The sequence below is a fragment of the Brucella haematophila genome (assembly GCF_005938105.1).
Taxonomy (GTDB): domain Bacteria; phylum Pseudomonadota; class Alphaproteobacteria; order Rhizobiales; family Rhizobiaceae; genus Brucella; species Brucella haematophila.
The window spans coordinates 41150-57379 of the sequence record NZ_VCPE01000012.1; the positions used below are offsets into that span (position 1 = coordinate 41150).

Genomic DNA, 16230 nt, shown 5'->3' on the forward strand with positions numbered 1-16230 from the left:
GATCAAACGTCAAATTCAAAAAATCCACCAGAGTCAAAAAGCTACTAGTGGTCCTCTTGATTTCGACATTTGCCCAGCGCTGATAACTCCGAAAGCAAATGTCGAAATCGGACCACTAGCGGCACTGCTATCAGATACCTTATAAGGCATCCATGACCGACGAAACCGCAGATACCAATAAAAAGCTTGGAAAAAGCGAGCTTAGGCGTGGCTGGACCACGGGCGCATGCGCAACCGCTGCGACCAAGGCGGCGCTGACGGCGCTTATCACCGGCGAATTCCCCGACCCGGTCGGAATCATTCTGCCAAAGGGGGAAGTGCCTTACTTCCAGCTGGCCTATGAGGGGCTTGGTGAAGGCTATGCCATGGCGGGCATCGTCAAGGATGCGGGCGACGATCCGGATGTCACGCATGGCGCGACGATCATTTCCACCGTCTTTCCCGCACCGCCCGGAACTGGCGTGGTCTTTCGCGCTGGCGAAGGTGTTGGCACCGTCACGCGGGCCGGACTTCCAATTCCGCCCGGTGAAGCCGCGATCAACCCGGTTCCGCGCCGCATGATGACCGAAATCTGCGAAGAAATCTGTGCCAAGTACGGCCTGCCCGCCGATCTCGTCATCACCATTTCCGTGCCTGATGGCGAAGAAATCGCCAAGAAAACATGGAACCCGCGCCTTGGCATTGTCGGCGGTATTTCCATCCTCGGTACCACCGGCGTCGTACATCCCTTTTCGTGTTCTGCCTGGATTCACTCCATTCATCGCGGCATCGATGTGGCGCGCGCAGCAGGCCAGAAACATGTGCTTGGCGCGACGGGCTCGACCTCGGAAGATGCCGCGCAGGCGATCTATGATCTGCCGGATTTCGCCATTCTCGACATGGGGGATTTTGCGGGCGGCGTGCTCAAATATCTGCGCGACCATCCGATCGACAAACTGACAATCGCTGGCGGTTTTGCCAAGCTTACCAAACTTGCACAAGGCGCGCTCGACCTGCATTCGGCCCGGAGTCAGGTCGATATGGGCTTTCTGGCAGAGATTGCCGAACAGGCTGGCGCGCCGGGAAACCTCAAGGACCGGATTCTCTTTGCGAACACTGCCAAGGAAGTGCTTGATATGACTCAAGCAATCGGCATCGATATCGCCACGCCGATTGCCATCAAGGCGAAGGAAACATCGCTCGCAACCTTGCGCGGTGCGCCTGTCGATGTGGAAATCATCATGACCGACCGGGTGGGAACCATCCTTGCCCGCGTTTAGGCCTAAGCTCCTCATTCTCGGCGGCACGACCGAAGCAGCACAGCTGGCGCAGGAGCTTTCGACGCTGCCAATCGAAGTCGTGACCTCGCTTGCGGGACGCACCGCAAATCCGGCACCCTTGCCCGGCCCTGTACGCAGCGGCGGTTTTGGCGGCGCGGACGGCCTCGCCGCCTATATCGCGGCTGAGAAAATCGACTACGTCATCGATGCCACCCACCCCTATGCCACGCGCATTTCTCAGAATGCAGTGACGGCAACCGCCTCGACCGGAACGCCCCTGCTCCGGCTTGAACGGGCGCAATGGGTGCAGCAGAGCGGCGATCAATGGATCATCGTGGCCGATGAAGAAGAGGCAGCAGAACTGATCCCGACCGGGGAACGCGTCTTCCTCGCGCTTGGGCGTCAGCATATTGCGCCTTTCGCAACCCGTGCTGACGCGCATTTCATCATGCGCATGATCGACCCGACCGATGCCCCTTTGCCTGCGGATTGTGAAATCCTGCTGGCCAGACCGGGCGACTATGCGCAGGAAAAGCAATTCCTGACAGAAAAGCGTATCGGGCTGATCGTCTGTCGCAATTCAGGCGGCGACACGTCCTATGCCAAGGTCAGGGCCGCGCGCGATCTCGCCTTGCCCGTCATGATGATCGCCCGCCCAGCGGTCGTGGCTGAACATGTCGCTACAACGGTGGAAGAAACGGTCCGACTGATCCGCTTACAGTTCGGACTTTGACCGGGCCGCGTGGCTATGCGCCTCATGATAAAGCGCCGAGTCCCGAAAATTCTTCGGATCAAGCCCGCGTCCGACAAAAATCATCGCAGTTCGCTTCAGATCGGCCGCTTCGATCTTTCCGGCAATGTCCGATAATGTGCCACGCAGGATGAGTTCATCCGGCCAGCCGACACGATAGGCCACAACCACCGGGCAGTCCGCACCATAAAGCGGCGTCAGCTCACGTTCGATCTTGCCAAGATTGCGGATCGACAGGTGGATGACCAAGGTGGCCCCCGAACGACCGAGCGTGGCGAGGTCTTCACCTTCCGGCATGGCCGAGGATTTCATCGATGTTCGCGTGAGAATGATCGTCTGGTTGACTTCAGGGATCGTCAGTTCCTGCTTCATCGCAGCAGCGGCTGCGGCAAAGGCCGGAACGCCCGGCGTCACATCATAGGGAATGCCTAGCGCATCAAGCCTGCGCATCTGTTCGGCAACAGCGCCATAGATGGACGGATCGCCGGAATGAACGCGGGCGACATCCTGCCCCTTCGCATGCGCCGCCGCCATTTCAGCGATGATTTCATCGAGCGTCATGGAGGAACTATCGACAAGCCGCCCATCCGCCGGTGCGGAGGCAACCACATCCTTTGGCACCAGCGATCCCGCATAAATGCAGACGGGGCATTTTTCGATCAGCCGCAGGCCGCGCACAGTGATGAGGTCTGCCGCACCCGGACCGGCGCCAATGAAATGAACGGTCACGTCTTTTTCCTTGTTCTCCTGCCCTTCGAATGCCTTCTGCGCGAGAACAAAGTCAATTACTTTTCAGCGCCTTTCGGCATCAGATCCTCAATATCGTCGAAGATCGATTGCCATTCCTCTGGCGACAGCTCGAAGAAGTTGAAACTGCGCAGCAGAAATGCGCCCTCATTGGCAATGAAAGCGAGACGCGCCCGGCGACCTTCAGGCGTCGAAACATCAAGCCCGCTCCACTGTTTGCGATACCAGTCGCGGGTATCGTCCAGATGCTCGGTATTGGGGGTGAGGCTCGTCATCATTGCCGCGAAACGGGAATTGTCTTCCGCATCGCTATCGCGCGTCACCTTGATATGCGCCGCGATATGCGCCAGCGCGTCGGCCTCGCCTCCTTTAACGGCATCGACCTCCGCATCGAAGCGATCCCCCCACCGCGCGATCATGGCCTTCAACAGCCCGTCCTTGTTCTTGAAGCAATATTGCACGCCGCCCTTGGTCACGCCTGAAGCCTGAGCCACCGCATCCATCGTCAGAGCCGCGACGCCGCCTTCCGTGACGAGTTTTTCAGCCATGTCCAGCACGTGATCGCGATCAATCGTGCGGGGACGTCCCATCTTGTGCAACTTATTACTTTCCATACGGATGGATTTATATTATGTCACCCCGCTCGACAAGTTTAAATACAACCGTATTGAAAAGGTGAACTCCGATGTTGCCGCAAAATCGCTGGCTGGTTCTTGCAATCGTTTCCAGCGCGCTGTTCCTGATCGTCGTGGACATGACTGTGCTCTACACAGCCCTGCCGCACCTGACGCACGATCTGGCAGCCAGTGCTTCGGAAAAGCTCTGGATCATGAATATTTACCCGCTGGTCGTGGCGGGCCTGCTGCCCGGCCTCGGCACGCTGGGCGACAAACTTGGGCACAAGCGCATGTTCATGACCGGTCTCGTCGTATTCGGTTTGGCGTCGCTTTGCGCAGCCTATTCGCCCACTCCGGAAGCGCTCATCGCCGCGCGGGCCTTTCTGGCCTGTGGTGCAGCCATGATGATGCCTGCCACGCTTTCGATCATCCGCCTGACCTTCACCGACGAGCGTGAACGCGCGCTTGCCATTGGCATCTGGTCGGCGATCGCTTCCGGCGGCGCGGCTCTCGGCCCGGTCGCGGGCGGCGTTCTGCTCGAATATTTCTGGTGGGGCTCCGTCTTCCTCATCAACGTGCCGGTTGTTGCGATTGCGTTTCTGCTATCCGCCTACAATCTGGAAAATCGTCCGCTCGGCTCCGCGCGCAAGTGGGATCTGGTCGGCTCGATCCAGATCATGGTTGCGCTGATTGCACTGACTTATGCGGTCAAGGAACTGGCGAAGCGCGATGCTTCAATGACTGTCTTCGCAACCGTATTCGCGGTCGGGGCTATTGCTGCCTTCATCTTTGTACGCAGACAGTTTTCCGGCAGAGAACCGCTGATCGATTTCACGCTCTTCCAGAACCGGCTGTTCTCGATAGGCGTGTTCGCAGCGCTGGTCGCCTCTGGAGCCATCACTGGTATGGAACTGGTTTTCAGCCAGCGCTTACAGTTGATTGAAGGTTTCTCGCCCTTACAGGCTGGCCTGGCGATTCTGCCGATTCCGCTTGCCGCTTTCGTGGCCGGTCCACTGGCAGGCATGCAATTGCCCCGCATTGGTGCCGGGCGGTTGCTGTCAGGGGCACTGGCCACCGCAGCGCTTGGCGTGATTGTCTATATCCTGACCTTCAAGGCGTCAGGCTACAGCTATCTCATCGGCCTCGCCCTGCTGGGCTTCGGCGTAGGTGCCGCAATGACCGCGGCTTCCTCCGCCATCATGGGCAATGCCCCTGCCGACAAGGTCGGCATGGCGGCATCCATTGAGGAAGTGTCCTATGAGCTTGGCAATGCGCTGGGCGTCACGATCTTCGGCGGCATCCTGTCGGCCTCGTATACGGCAAGCATCGTGCTACCGGAGGGCAGCACCATCGCGCCCGTCGTCCGCGACAGTCTGGACGAGGCGCTTCTGGTCGCCCAGAATTTGCCAAAGCTGGAGGCAGAAAACCTCGTTGCTCTGGCCTCAAGCGCTTTCGAGAATGCCTATGTGGCGGTGATTGTCGCGACCGCAGCGCTGTTGCTGTTTGCAACAATTGCAACGTGTTTTGTGCAGCGTCGCCGTAAGGCAGTCACTGTCTAAACGACAATACGACGATCCAGCTTCACGCCATCGCAACTGCGGCGGTGGCGTGAAGCACACCGGTCTTGTAAACGATCAGCCTGGCGGAAGGTCCCGCCCCGGCAAGAGCAGCAGCTTCGGCAACCCCGTGGCAACCAATGCGCCTGAACACAGCTTCGGAAGGGTTGGCGAGACGTGGGGTTTCTTCTTCCAGACGCCCGGCTTCATAGAAGCGCAAGGCGCACCCATAATGAGCCGCCAGTTCAGTCCATATGGAATCACCTGCTTTCGATGCCAGCGTGGCGATCATGTCGGGCTTACGCAGTCCGCATTGCGATAAAACGCTCCCTGCAAGGGCCATCAGCTCTGCAAGCGTCGCGCCTGAAGAGCTGCCCATTCCCAGAACGGAAAGCCGAGCCTTACGCCCCACAGGGCGAGCCCCGTTGCGCCTGCTGCAATTCTTCATGCTTGATGCCCAGCACATCCGCAACGCGCTGGATCAGCACCGTTTCCGATTTGTCGATACGGTTATCGGCGCAGGCAATCGTCATCAGATCGCGCAACAGCGACAGGCGACGTTCGGGGGCCATTTCGGCCAGCATATTCGCGGCCTGCTTGGTCGTGGTTTCGTAAGCGAAATCCTTCAAATATTCGGCCACTTCCGGAATATCTTCCGCTGCGATACCGAAATTCTTGAAGGCGATTTCCTTGAAGGCCGCAATTTCAGCGGGATGCTGGTCGCCATCGGCGAACACAACATGCAAAAGCAGCAGCAATTCCGAAGCCAGCGCCGGATCATCGGCAACACGCTGCACGGCACTCTTCTTGTTCAAAAATGCGCTAATGCGGTCGAAGATGCTTTCGCTCATAGGCGCCCCTCCGGGTTCGTGGTTAGATGCACATCATTAATGCTGGCGCATCGGGAAAACAACGTTATGTTGCGACAACAGTTCCCGGACCCTCCCCATGCCAGAATTTCTCGACTCACTTACCCTGCTCCTGACGGCTGCCGCGTTCATCGCTGGCATCATCGATTCCATTGCCGGCGGTGGCGGTATGATCACCATCCCCGCTTTGCTGCTTGCGGGCATTCCTCCGGTGGAAGCGCTCGGCACCAACAAGCTGCAAGGACTATTCGGCTCATCGTCGGCGACGATCGCCTATGCCCGCAAGGGACATGTGAATATTCGCGAGCAATGGCAGGAAGCGCTTGCCTCACTGGTCGGTTCTGTTTTCGGCGCACTGCTTGCCACAGTTTTGCCAGTCGCAATCATGCGCACCGCATTGCCACTGCTGTTGATCGCAATCGCCCTCTATTTCGCCCTGAAACCGAATATCGGCGATATCGACCGTTCCCGCCGCATCGGCCCGTTCCTGTTTGGCATGACCATCGTGCCGCTGATCGGCTTTTATGACGGCGTATTCGGCCCCGGCACGGGATCGTTCTTCATGCTGGCCTTTGTGGCGCTGGCAGGTTACGGCGTGCTGAAAGCCACCGCCCATACGAAGCTGTTGAACTGCGCCTCCAATGTCGGCGGCTTAGCGACCTTCGCAGCGGTCGGCGTCATCAACTGGAAAATCGGCATCTGCATGGGCATTGCGCAATTCATCGGCGCGCAGATCGGTGCAAGCCTTGCGATGAAGGTCGGCTCGCGCATGATCAAGCCATTGCTGATCGTGGTCAGCCTCGCGCTGGCCGTGCGTCTTTTGATGGACCCTACCAATCCGCTCCGGCAATGGGTCGGGTTCTAGAGCGGTTCCAGTTTAGCTGAAGCATCGGAACCGCTCTATCCATTTGTTTTTACGCATTATCCTACGCAAAACCGCTTCGCACTTTTGCTGGAAATGCTCTAAACCCTCAGCGCCACCAGCACGACACCGCAGCCGATCAGCACAATGCCGAACCAGTTGATGGTCGACATGCGCTCGCCGAGAAACACAGCGCCGAACAGCGCCACAAGCACAACCGAAAGCTTGTCGACGGGTGCAACGCGTGCCGCATCGCCAATTTGCAAGGCGCGGAAATAGGCAAGCCAGGACGCCCCGGTCGCCAGACCGGACAGGACGAGAAACAGCCACGACTTTGCAGAAATCTCGCCCGGCCTTTGCCATTGGCCGGTGATCGTCAGAAACAGGCACAGCGCGCCGATAATGACAAAGGTGCGGACCAGTGTTGCAAAGTCCGAATTGATGCCCTGAATGCCAACCTTTGCGAAAATCGCGGTCAGTGCGGCGAATACCGCCGACATCAGGGCCCAGAACTGCCAGCTTGCTACCATAATCAGAACTCGATCCCCTTCTGGGCTTTCACGCCCGAACGGAACGGATGCTTGATCATTTCCATCTCTGTGACAAGGTCGGCCACCTCGATCAGCTCATCTTTCGCGTTTCGGCCGGTCACGATGACGTGCTTCATCTCAGGCTTGGCTTTCAGCACTTCGACGATTTCTTCCACGGGAAGATAATCATAGCGCAAAACGATATTCAGCTCGTCGCAAAGCACCATGTCGATATCTTCATCCATGATCATGGCCTTGGCCTGGTCCCATGCGCCACGCGCCATGGCGATATCGCGGCTGCGATCCTGTGTTTCCCAGGTAAAGCCTTCACCCAGTGCCGAAATCGTCACCTGATCGGGGAATTTTTCCAGAACCCAGCGTTCGCCCGTATCCCACGATCCCTTGACGAACTGCACAACGCCGATCTTCATGCCGTGACCGAGCGCACGGAACACCATGCCAAAACCGGCAGTGGATTTACCCTTGCCCTTGCCCGTATGGACAATCACAAGACCCTTTTCCTCGGTCTTCGTGGCCTGAATCTTGTCGCGTGCGGCCTTCTTCTTGCGCATCTTGTCCGCATGGCGCGCATTCAGCTCATCTTCGGTCATCGACAGAAGTTTTTCAGATTTCTCAGCCATTTGTCGCCCTTTCCGGATTCAACTTCTGAAGATTTTCCAATATGAACCGCGCCGAATTCGAGCGCGGCGTCCAGAAACCGCGCTCGACTGCATCATTCAGCTTCGCGGCGGTTTCCGCCAGCGCTGCCGGGTTCTTTTCAGCCATGAAATCATGAACCGCCTTGTCGGCGATATAGGCCTGATAGACCGCTTCGAAATGATGGTTGCCAACCTTGCCGGTGGTCGCAGCAAAGGCGAACAGATAATCGACCGTCGCCGCGATTTCCGCCGCACCCTTATATCCGTGGCGCATCACCCCTGCGATCCATTTCGGATTGGAGGCACGCCCGCGCACCACACGCGAGAGCTCTTCCTCAAGCGTGCGGATCACCGGCTTTTCCGGTCGCGAATGGTCGTTGTGATAAACGGTCGGCATAGCACCGGTCAGGTTTTCAACCGTCGCGGCCATGCCGCCCTCGAACTGATAATAGTCATCGCTATCAAGGAGATCATGTTCGCGGTTATCCTGATTTTGCACGACGGCCTGCACCGAACGCAGGCGCTCTTCGAGAAGACCGCGTTCTGCCTGCCCCTCCTCGCCCGCGCCATAGGCATAGCCGCCCCAGACAAGCCACGCTTCCGCCAGATCATTGCGTCCGGCCCAGCCGTTTTCGTCAATCAGCGCCTGCAATCCAGCGCCATAGGCACCCGGTTTTGAGCCGAACACGCGATAGCCCGCGCGGCGTTGCGCCGTCTTTTCATCGGCTCCACTGGCGACGAGACGCGCCTGCTCTGCCGCCATGCGCGCCGCAATCGGATTGTCTTCCGCGTCTTCGTCCAGTGCTCCCACCGCACGCACCGCCTTGTCGAACAAGGCTATCTGTTCGGGAAACGCATCACGGAAAAAGCCCGATATGCGCAAGGTCACATCGACACGCGGACGCCCGAGCATGGCAAGCGGTACGATTTCGTATCCGGTGACGCGGCGCGAGGCCATATCCCATACAGGTTTGACGCCGATCAATGCCAGAGCCTGCGCAATGTCGTCACCACCCGTGCGCATATTGGACGTGCCCCAGGCTGTGAGACCGAACGAGGTCGGCCATTCGCCATGGTCCTGCGTGTAGCGGGTAACCAGCAGTTCCGCCGATTTGCGTCCCAGTTCCCACGCGGCTGGCGTCGGCACGGCACGGCTATCGGTCGAGAAGAAATTTCGTCCCGTCGGCAAGACATCGGGCCGTCCGCGCGTTGGAGCACCGGATGGTCCCGGCGGCACGAAGCATCCATCGAGCGCGGTCAACAATCCTTCGATTTCTGCGGGGCCACAGGCGATAACGCTGGGGCGCAAATGATCGACTATCGCTTGCAGCACGGAACTGGTCTGTTGCCAGTCTTGCGGACAAGCCTGCTCGCCCGAAACGAACTTTGCCGCCAGAAGCTCAATACGCTCCACCGTATCGCCCGTTATGCGCCAGGTTGCCGGACTAACCTCAACCAACAATGCTGGCTTCGGCCCTGTCCACGGATCGGCCATGTTGCAATCGAGCGGATCGAAATCCTCATCCAGCCCGGCATCAGCAGCAATGGCCCGTTGCAAGCTCTGGTCACCAGCACTTCCGCCCAGCGAAACCGGCACGCCACGCGGAACGCGGGCCAGTGCCACCAGAAGATCGGTCAAAAGCCGGGCCTGCGGCGCTTGTCCGAAAATATGCAGCCCGTCGCGGATTTGCATTTCCTTCAAATCGCAGAGATAGGCATCGAGCTTTTGCAACGCCATGTCTTCGTCGTCATGGTCGTGAATGCCTGCATCACGGTCGAGACCGATATCGCGCACCAGATCGAGAATCTGCCCCTTGAGGCGTAACAGACGGCGTGGATCGACGCCCGACGCTTCATAATATTCGTCGACGAGCGCTTCGAGATCCTTCAGCGGGCCATAGCTTTCAGCACGGGTCAAAGGCGGTGTCAGATGATCGATAATCACCGCGCCCGCACGGCGCTTGGCTTGCGTGCCCTCGCCCGGATCATTGACGATAAACGGATAGATATGCGGCGTCGGCCCGAAAACGGCTTCGGGATAGCAGTTTTCAGACAGCGCCAGCGCCTTGCCCGGAAGCCATTCGAGATTGCCGTGCTTGCCCATGTGAACAATGGCATCAACATCCGCTATCGCGCGCAGATAGGCATAGAAAGCGATATAGCCGTGCGGCGGCACCAGATCCGGCGAATGATAGCTTTCCTTCGGATCAATATTGTAGCCGCGCGCGGGCTGAATGCCGGTCAGCGTTTCGCCGAACCGCATCAATGGCAGCGCGAAGGCGTCGCGCTCCTCGTCGAAAAAGGGGTCGGCTTCCGGCTCACCCCACCGAGCTGTGATTTCCGCCTGAATCGCATTGGGAAGCTTTTTGAAAAAGCCGTTGTATTGATTGAGCGAAATGGTCTCACGAATCTCCCGGCCATCGCGTGCAGCATTGGTCGGACCGGCCATCAGAAGCTGCATCAGCGCATCACCATCGGCAGGCACTTCGCCAGTCTGATAGCCTGCAACAGCCATGGCCTTGAGCGTTTCAACCGTTCCGGCAGGCGTATCCAACCCGACGCCATTACCAAGCCGCCCATCGCGGTTGGGATAGTTGGCGAGGATCAACGCCACACGCCGCTCCGCAGCTTTCTTCCGCTTCAGTCGCACCCAGTTCGCCGCAAGCTTCGCCACAAAAGCCACACGGTTTTCATCCGGCTCGTGGGTGACGATATTCGCCTCCACCGCCGCATCGAACTGCCGTGCCGATTTAAACGAAACCGCGCGCGACAGAACGCGCCCGTCCACCTCCGGCAGGGCAACATTCATGGCCAGATCACGCGCCAGCAATCCCTGCTGGGAAGCCTGCCAGATTGCCTTTGGCGTGCCGGAAAAAATCACCTGCAAAACCATATTGCCGCGCTTGTCGAGCACGGTTGGCTTGCGTTCTGCGCCCGGCGACGAAATGGCAAACCCGGTCGCGTTCAACACAATATCCGGCGGACAATCCTCAAAAACGCCATCCACCACGGCAGCAGACAGCCGGTCCTTGAGGCTGGAGACGAACACAGGCAACGGATTGATGCCTTCCGCCTGCAAACCCGCAATCAAAGCCTCAACCGGCTGGGTCTGGCCGCTTTGCACCAGCGCACGATAGAAGACGATTGCCGCAACGGCTGCATCCTTGGTCCAGCGGCTGCGGATGAGATCGAGCGATACCACCGCCTCACCGGGCCACCAAAGACCCGCTTTCAGCAGCGGTGCAGCTTCGGCTGGTTTTTCGCCGCCATCAATCAATGCTGCGCAATAATCGAGCAAGGCGCGCATATTGGAAGCACCGCCCTCGATCAGATAATGCCACAGCGCGTCACGGTCGGCGCTCGCAACTGTCGAGAACCGATCCAGCCCATGATCGGGCTTGTCATCACCGGGAAGCACCGCAATCTTGACGCCATGGTTCACGGCGCAGGCATGAAGCGCTTCCAGCCCATAAGGCCAATAAGTCTCGCCGCCGATAATGCGCACGACAATCAGCTTTGCATGACGCGCCGTCCGCTCGACATAGGCGTCGACGGACATCGGGTGCGTAAGGCTCAGAAAACTGGCAAGCCGCAGGCTTGGCCCGTCAGGCTCAGCGCGATGCGCCTGCGCAAGACTGGCCAGCTCCGTGTCGGCGGCGGAAAGGAACAGAATATCGCCCGGCGTCTGGCCGAGATCGACGGCCTCATTGCCGTCGCTGATCGTTCCTTTCTGGGCAAGCAGAAGATGCATTACAAAACTGCGTCTTTCACGGCCTTGGTAATGGCGGCTTCATCGATCTCATGCAGACCGATGACCACGAGCCGCGTCGAGCGGGCTTCATCCTTGCCCCACGGGCGGTCAAAGTAATATTCGATACGCGGGCCGACAGCCTGCACCACCAGACGCATCGGCTTGCCCGGCACATCGACAAAACCCTTGAGACGCAGAACATCATGGTCCGCGATGATGGTCTTCAGCTTTTCGGCAAAGGCCTTCGGGTCCGAAACAGAACCGGCTTCGACCACAAAGCTTTCGAATTCATCGTGATCATGCTCATGACCATCGGCATGATGGATTTCATGATGCGACTTGCGGTTGGCGATATCGTCTTCCGTGCCGACGCCAAGGCCGAGCAGCACATCTGCGCCAAGCTTGCCGAAACTTGCAGGCACCATGTTGACGCGGCGGGAGGAACGCTCGGCAACGTCAGCCTTCACGCTGTCGAGGCTCGAGGCGTCAATCAGGTCAGCCTTGTTGAGCACGATCAGGTCGGCGGCATGAATCTGGTCTTCAAAAAGTTCTTCAAGCGGGCTTTCATGATCAAGCGATTCATCGGCTGCACGCTGCGCATCCACCTTGTCATGATCGTCTGCAAAGCGGCCTTCGGCAACGGCGGCGGCATCAATGACCGTAACCACGCCATCGACCGTGACCTGCGTCTTGATTTCCGGCCAGTTGAATGCGGCAACCAGCGGCTGCGGCAACGCAAGGCCGGACGTCTCGATGACGATGTGATCCGGGCGATCTGCGCGGTCGAGCAGCTTGGTCATGGTCGGGATGAAATCATCGGCAACGGTGCAGCAAATGCAGCCATTGTTGAGTTCGATCACGTCTTCCTCGCGGCAGGTCTCGATGCCGCAACCTTTCAGAATGCCGCCATCGACACCCAGATCACCAAATTCATTGATGATCAGCGCAATGCGCTTGCCATTGGCGTTTTCGAGCAGATTGCGGATCATCGTGGTCTTGCCCGATCCGAGAAAGCCGGTGATCACGGTAGCCGGTATCTTTTGACCCTGCATGATATTATCCCTTCATCTTGAGCGGCAGGCCTGCCGCCATGAAATAAACTTCGTCTGCCGCAGCAGCGATGGCCTGATGCAGAAAGCCTGCATGATCGCGAAATTCCCGCGCCATGCGGTTTTCCGGCACGATGCCGAGCCCCACTTCGTTGGACACAAAAACCACTGGCCCGCCGAGGGCCGGAAGCGCGGCAACCAGATCGTGTGATTCCGCAGCGATGTCGCGCTCAGCCATCATGAGATTGGTGACCCATAGGGTCAGGCAGTCAACCAGAACGAATTTCGATGATTGTGCCTGTTGCAGAAGTGCGCTCTTCAGATCGAGCGGCTCTTCTACGGTCTGCCATTGCGTGCCGCGCCGATCACGATGCACCGCGATACGGCTTTCCATTTCTCCGTCGAAGGCGCGCCCCGTCGCCAGATAGACCGGCTGAAGCCCCGAGGCTTCAACCAGTTTTTCAGCATAGGACGACTTACCCGAACGGGCCCCGCCAAGAACAAAGGTTATTTTTCCGGGCAGAGCCACGCTATCAGCCTTCCAGTTCCGATGCGGCGTAGTGCTGGATGAACCAACCCAGCGCCAGACCGATCACCGCCCACATGAACAGGTTCGTCGCCAGCGAAGCGACCGCATATTGCGATGCGAGAAGCGACGGAATTGGCGACGTGATATCCTCCGGATGCGGCGCGCCATAGATATGCGGAGCAATAATTGCGACGAGGCCGAGCAGTTTTGCCCAGATTTCTCCGCGCAGCACAATCAGATAAAGACCGACGCCGCTCAGAACGACCGTCGAAATCCACCAAAGCTGGCGCTGGGCAAGATCAGCCGCAGGCATGGCAGGCAGTTCCGGCGACAGACCGAGCGCAGGCATGAACGCCACCGCGAAGAAACCGGCCATGCCCCAGTAAAGGCCGTTCTGCACCGTGATCGGGCGACCGAGCAGCAGCGCAATACCACCGAGCAGCAGAGCAAAACCAGAACCGGCAACGAGATTGGCCAGGATCGTATTGCCAAGACGGCCAAACGGCAGTTCCGCCCCGGCTTCTTCTTCGGCTGGTGCGGCAGCTGCCGTATGATCATGGGCAGGGGCTTCGGCAGTCGCCTGTGCATGCGGCGCAGTTTCCGCCGGTCCATGACCCAGATCGTGGCTATGACCGCCACCAGCCTCTTCATAAACTTCCGCCTGCAGAATGAGCGGCACGGTCTTGAGATACATGGCAGGCGTCACCAGAAGCCCTGCCAGAAGGCCCGCAGCAAGCGTAGCCAAAAGATAACGGATCAACATTTCAGTCCCCCAACTGCAAAAAATCGCCGATAGCCACAGCCATCGGACGCAAAGCAGTGTCAGCTTCCTTGAAAAACAGACATACGTTTATTTCCCCACGCAAACCGGCGCACAAACGCGGTTCGCAATGTCGATGCTAATGCATCAATGGCAGGGAAAGCCGTAAGAATGGCGGGTATCGTGCGCTGAATCGTGCAGCGTATCCGAATGCGCAAGGCCAACGCCATAGACGAGAAAGGCGCCGAGAAGCAGGGAAACCACAGCCGTACCGAGGCGCGCAGCCAAAGGCAGAGATACAGTGGTGGAAACAGAATTATTTATACGTGCAGCCATGACAACCTCCGTGCAGGCAGCAGGGAAAAACCTCCCATGGGGCGCGGGTATAATACCCTTCTGCAACAGGCAGGTCTCCTGGCTCACGGGTCGTCGGAAATGTCACCGCCTTCCCGGAACTTTACGTTCCAGTGGCTGCCGGTTGCCCGGCATGGCTTCATTCCTCTCCGCTCTACAGTCGCGGGGTCGGCTGCGATAAAGACGCCCGGATTGGGTCCGTCCTTCGCATTCCCTCTTGGTCCCACCGGATTCGTCCGGCGAAAACCTGTCACATAGTTGGACATTAGGCCTTTGCTAAAGCACCGTCAATCGGGCCTGTGGGCAGAGTTGCGGGCCAAATGATGGGCGCGCACGCCGTGTCAGGCTAAAGAAAACAGCGCATCGATATCGAGACAGGCCTCCAGCCCTTCCGCCAACTCATCCAGCGCCGTTTCAACGGTCAAACGATAATTGCCCGCTGCACCTTCAACGCCCAGCGTAGCGAGAAATTGCTGCCGAAAGCGATCCGCGCCGAAAACGCCGTGCAGATAAGTCCCCATAATCCGACCATTCGCAGAGACCGCGCCGTCATCATGATCCCCGATGCGGGCGAAAGGTCTGAATAAATCGGCCCCTGTCGTGCGACCGATATGAATTTCATATCCTTCGAGCGGCGCATCATAGAGCAATGAATTTGCCTCCACATTACGCACGACTTTTTCCGGCTCCATGACGGTTTCAATATCCAGCAGCCCCAGCCCTTCCGCTTCGCGCACCTGTCCTTCGATCCCGTGCGGATCGCGGATGTTGCGCCCCAGCATCTGAAAACCGCCGCAGATACCGAGCACATGTCCGCCGCGCTTCACATGCGCCGCCAGATCGCGATCCCATCCGTTTTCGCGAAACGCCAGTAAATCGGCAATGGTGGACTTCGTTCCGGGCAGCACGACCAGCCCTGCATCGGGTGGAAGCGGCGTGCCGGGCGGCACCATCACCACCTCCACCGCGGGCTCAACTTTCAGCGGATCCAGATCGTCGAAATTGGCGATGCGCGGTAACATCGGAACCACAACTTTCAGCGCCTTGTCAGCGCTGCGCACCGCACGCTCCAGAACCACCGAATCTTCGGCGGGCAATCTGGAAACAGCCTTGAGCCACGGAACCACACCGAACGACCGCCAGCCGGTGAAGCGCCCGATTGCTTCCAGCCCGTCGTCGAACAGCGAAATATCGCCGCGAAACTTGTTGATGATGAAACCGCGCACCATGGCGCGGTCTTCTTCCGGAAGGATCGTATGGGTTCCGACCAGCGAGGCAATCACCCCGCCCCGATCAATATCACCGACCAGCACCACCGGTACATTTGCCCGTGTTGCGAAGCCCATATTGGCGATATCGCCAGCCCGAAGATTGATTTCCGCTGGCGAACCCGCCCCTTCGATCAGGACAAGGTCGGCGCCTTCGCTGACGATAGAAAAGGACTCCATCACCGAGGCCATCAGCTGAGGCTTTAGTTCCTGATAGTAGCGCCCGCGGGCTTCGCCGCGCACCTGGCCCTGCACCACGATCTGGCTGCCCATATCGGTCTGCGGTTTCAGCAAAACCGGGTTCATATGCACAGACGACGGAATGCCCGACGCCAGCGCCTGTAGCCACTGGGCGCGACCGATTTCCCCACCGTCATCACTGACCGCAGCATTGTTGGACATGTTCTGAGGCTTGAACGGGCGGACCTTCAATCCGCGATTGCGCGCCACACGACAGAGCCCCGCGACAAGCACACTCTTGCCGACATCAGACCCCGTTCCCTGAAACATAATAGCCCGTACCATTTGACCTGCGTAGCTCAAACGACAAGCCATGGCAATCTGGGTCTAAGCTTGCGCCTCACAGCACATCCAATGCGCTCAGCGATGCACCTTCTATGCAAAAATGCGCATCAGTTTATTACAAATGTGAGCAAGATTATTCCAATG

Annotated in this window: 16 protein-coding genes and 1 riboswitch; of the genes, 4 read left to right on the forward strand and 12 right to left on the reverse strand. The window is 58.5% G+C overall.

What is annotated here, in order from left to right:
• The first annotated feature begins 152 nt into the window (after nucleotides 1-152).
• Both FGI60_RS17465 and FGI60_RS17470 read left to right on the forward strand, forming a co-directional pair.
• On the forward strand, nucleotides 153-1259 hold the full coding sequence (locus FGI60_RS17465; protein WP_138786294.1) for a cobalt-precorrin-5B (C(1))-methyltransferase: 1107 nt from the start codon (nucleotides 153-155) through the stop codon (nucleotides 1257-1259).
• Nucleotides 1246-1992, forward strand: coding sequence for a cobalt-precorrin-6A reductase (locus tag FGI60_RS17470; RefSeq protein WP_138786295.1), 747 nt, complete (start codon nucleotides 1246-1248; stop codon nucleotides 1990-1992). Before FGI60_RS17465 ends, FGI60_RS17470 begins: the two co-directional genes overlap by 14 nt.
• Here the strand turns inward: FGI60_RS17470 and cobM are convergent.
• Both cobM and FGI60_RS17480 read right to left on the reverse strand, forming a co-directional pair.
• Nucleotides 1975-2739, reverse strand: coding sequence for a precorrin-4 C(11)-methyltransferase (gene cobM / locus FGI60_RS17475; protein WP_138786296.1), 765 nt, complete (start codon nucleotides 2737-2739; stop codon nucleotides 1975-1977). The genes FGI60_RS17470 and cobM overlap by 18 nt on opposite strands.
• Before the next feature lie 56 nt (nucleotides 2740-2795).
• Nucleotides 2796-3356 (reverse strand): TetR/AcrR family transcriptional regulator, encoded by a 561-nt coding sequence (locus FGI60_RS17480; protein WP_235889849.1) that lies wholly within the window; start codon nucleotides 3354-3356, stop codon nucleotides 2796-2798.
• A gap of 86 nt (nucleotides 3357-3442) precedes the next feature.
• On the opposite strand from FGI60_RS17480, the gene FGI60_RS17485 reads away from it, so the two are divergent.
• A complete protein-coding gene (locus FGI60_RS17485; RefSeq protein WP_138786298.1) occupies nucleotides 3443-4933 on the forward strand; it encodes an MFS transporter in 1491 nt (496 codons plus the stop codon).
• Between the two features lie 22 nt (nucleotides 4934-4955).
• Here the strand turns inward: FGI60_RS17485 and FGI60_RS17490 are convergent, their stop codons facing one another.
• Both FGI60_RS17490 and FGI60_RS17495 read right to left on the reverse strand, forming a co-directional pair.
• Nucleotides 4956-5309, reverse strand: a complete 354-nt coding sequence (locus tag FGI60_RS17490; RefSeq protein WP_138786386.1) for a cobalamin biosynthesis protein — start codon at nucleotides 5307-5309, stop codon at nucleotides 4956-4958.
• A gap of 22 nt (nucleotides 5310-5331) precedes the next feature.
• Nucleotides 5332-5781, reverse strand: a complete 450-nt coding sequence (locus FGI60_RS17495; protein ID WP_078339313.1) for a tellurite resistance TerB family protein — start codon at nucleotides 5779-5781, stop codon at nucleotides 5332-5334.
• Nucleotides 5782-5878: 97 nt separating this feature from the next.
• Here FGI60_RS17495 and FGI60_RS17500 point away from each other — a divergent pair, with 97 nt between their 5' ends.
• Nucleotides 5879-6664 (forward strand): TSUP family transporter, encoded by a 786-nt coding sequence (locus tag FGI60_RS17500; RefSeq protein ID WP_138786299.1) that lies wholly within the window; start codon nucleotides 5879-5881, stop codon nucleotides 6662-6664.
• A gap of 98 nt (nucleotides 6665-6762) precedes the next feature.
• Here FGI60_RS17500 and FGI60_RS17505 read toward each other — a convergent pair whose 3' ends face one another.
• The 8 genes from FGI60_RS17505 to FGI60_RS17540 all read right to left on the reverse strand — a co-directional run bounded on the left by FGI60_RS17505 (nucleotide 6763) and on the right by FGI60_RS17540 (nucleotide 16086).
• On the reverse strand, nucleotides 6763-7191 hold the full coding sequence (locus FGI60_RS17505) for an EamA family transporter (RefSeq protein WP_138786300.1): 429 nt from the start codon (nucleotides 7189-7191) through the stop codon (nucleotides 6763-6765).
• Nucleotides 7192-7193: 2 nt separating this feature from the next.
• The gene (gene cobO, locus FGI60_RS17510) at nucleotides 7194-7832 is read right to left on the reverse strand and encodes a cob(I)yrinic acid a,c-diamide adenosyltransferase (protein WP_138786301.1); all 639 of its coding nucleotides are present in this window, start codon (nucleotides 7830-7832) and stop codon (nucleotides 7194-7196) included.
• Nucleotides 7825-11601, reverse strand: coding sequence for a cobaltochelatase subunit CobN (gene cobN / locus FGI60_RS17515; RefSeq protein WP_138786302.1), 3777 nt, complete (start codon nucleotides 11599-11601; stop codon nucleotides 7825-7827). Before cobN ends, cobO begins: the two co-directional genes overlap by 8 nt.
• The gene (gene cobW, locus FGI60_RS17520) at nucleotides 11601-12653 is read right to left on the reverse strand and encodes a cobalamin biosynthesis protein CobW (RefSeq protein ID WP_138786303.1); all 1053 of its coding nucleotides are present in this window, start codon (nucleotides 12651-12653) and stop codon (nucleotides 11601-11603) included. The genes cobN and cobW overlap by 1 nt, the downstream gene beginning before the upstream one ends.
• Before the next feature lie 4 nt (nucleotides 12654-12657).
• Nucleotides 12658-13179, reverse strand: coding sequence for a bifunctional adenosylcobinamide kinase/adenosylcobinamide-phosphate guanylyltransferase (gene cobU / locus FGI60_RS17525; RefSeq protein ID WP_138786304.1), 522 nt, complete (start codon nucleotides 13177-13179; stop codon nucleotides 12658-12660).
• 4 nt (nucleotides 13180-13183) lie between these two features.
• Nucleotides 13184-13942 (reverse strand): CbtA family protein, encoded by a 759-nt coding sequence (locus FGI60_RS17530; protein WP_138786305.1) that lies wholly within the window; start codon nucleotides 13940-13942, stop codon nucleotides 13184-13186.
• Nucleotides 13943-14086: 144 nt separating this feature from the next.
• Nucleotides 14087-14275, reverse strand: a complete 189-nt coding sequence (locus FGI60_RS17535; protein WP_078339321.1) for a CbtB domain-containing protein — start codon at nucleotides 14273-14275, stop codon at nucleotides 14087-14089.
• A gap of 51 nt (nucleotides 14276-14326) precedes the next feature.
• Nucleotides 14327-14559, reverse strand: a riboswitch (cobalamin riboswitch).
• A gap of 75 nt (nucleotides 14560-14634) precedes the next feature.
• On the reverse strand, nucleotides 14635-16086 hold the full coding sequence (locus FGI60_RS17540) for a cobyric acid synthase (RefSeq protein ID WP_138786306.1): 1452 nt from the start codon (nucleotides 16084-16086) through the stop codon (nucleotides 14635-14637).
• Nucleotides 16087-16230: the final 144 nt, after the last annotated feature.

Excerpts from the sequence above, each read along its gene's own strand:
- cobW (WP_138786303.1), bottom strand. The coding sequence starts at position 12,653 with ATGCAGGGTCAAAAGATACCGGCTACCGTGATCACCGGCTTTCTCGGA.
- FGI60_RS17495 (WP_078339313.1), bottom strand. The coding sequence starts at position 5,781 with ATGAGCGAAAGCATCTTCGACCGCATTAGCGCATTTTTGAACAAGAAG.
- FGI60_RS17530 (WP_138786305.1), bottom strand. The coding sequence starts at position 13,942 with ATGTTGATCCGTTATCTTTTGGCTACGCTTGCTGCGGGCCTTCTGGCA.
- cobN (WP_138786302.1), bottom strand. The coding sequence starts at position 11,601 with ATGCATCTTCTGCTTGCCCAGAAAGGAACGATCAGCGACGGCAATGAG.
- FGI60_RS17535 (WP_078339321.1), bottom strand. The coding sequence starts at position 14,275 with ATGGCTGCACGTATAAATAATTCTGTTTCCACCACTGTATCTCTGCCT.
- FGI60_RS17540 (WP_138786306.1), bottom strand. The coding sequence starts at position 16,086 with ATGGTACGGGCTATTATGTTTCAGGGAACGGGGTCTGATGTCGGCAAG.
- FGI60_RS17490 (WP_138786386.1), bottom strand. The coding sequence starts at position 5,309 with ATGGGCAGCTCTTCAGGCGCGACGCTTGCAGAGCTGATGGCCCTTGCA.
- FGI60_RS17465 (WP_138786294.1), top strand. The coding sequence starts at position 153 with ATGACCGACGAAACCGCAGATACCAATAAAAAGCTTGGAAAAAGCGAG.
- FGI60_RS17505 (WP_138786300.1), bottom strand. The coding sequence starts at position 7,191 with ATGGTAGCAAGCTGGCAGTTCTGGGCCCTGATGTCGGCGGTATTCGCC.
- FGI60_RS17500 (WP_138786299.1), top strand. The coding sequence starts at position 5,879 with ATGCCAGAATTTCTCGACTCACTTACCCTGCTCCTGACGGCTGCCGCG.
- FGI60_RS17485 (WP_138786298.1), top strand. The coding sequence starts at position 3,443 with ATGTTGCCGCAAAATCGCTGGCTGGTTCTTGCAATCGTTTCCAGCGCG.
- cobO (WP_138786301.1), bottom strand. The coding sequence starts at position 7,832 with ATGGCTGAGAAATCTGAAAAACTTCTGTCGATGACCGAAGATGAGCTG.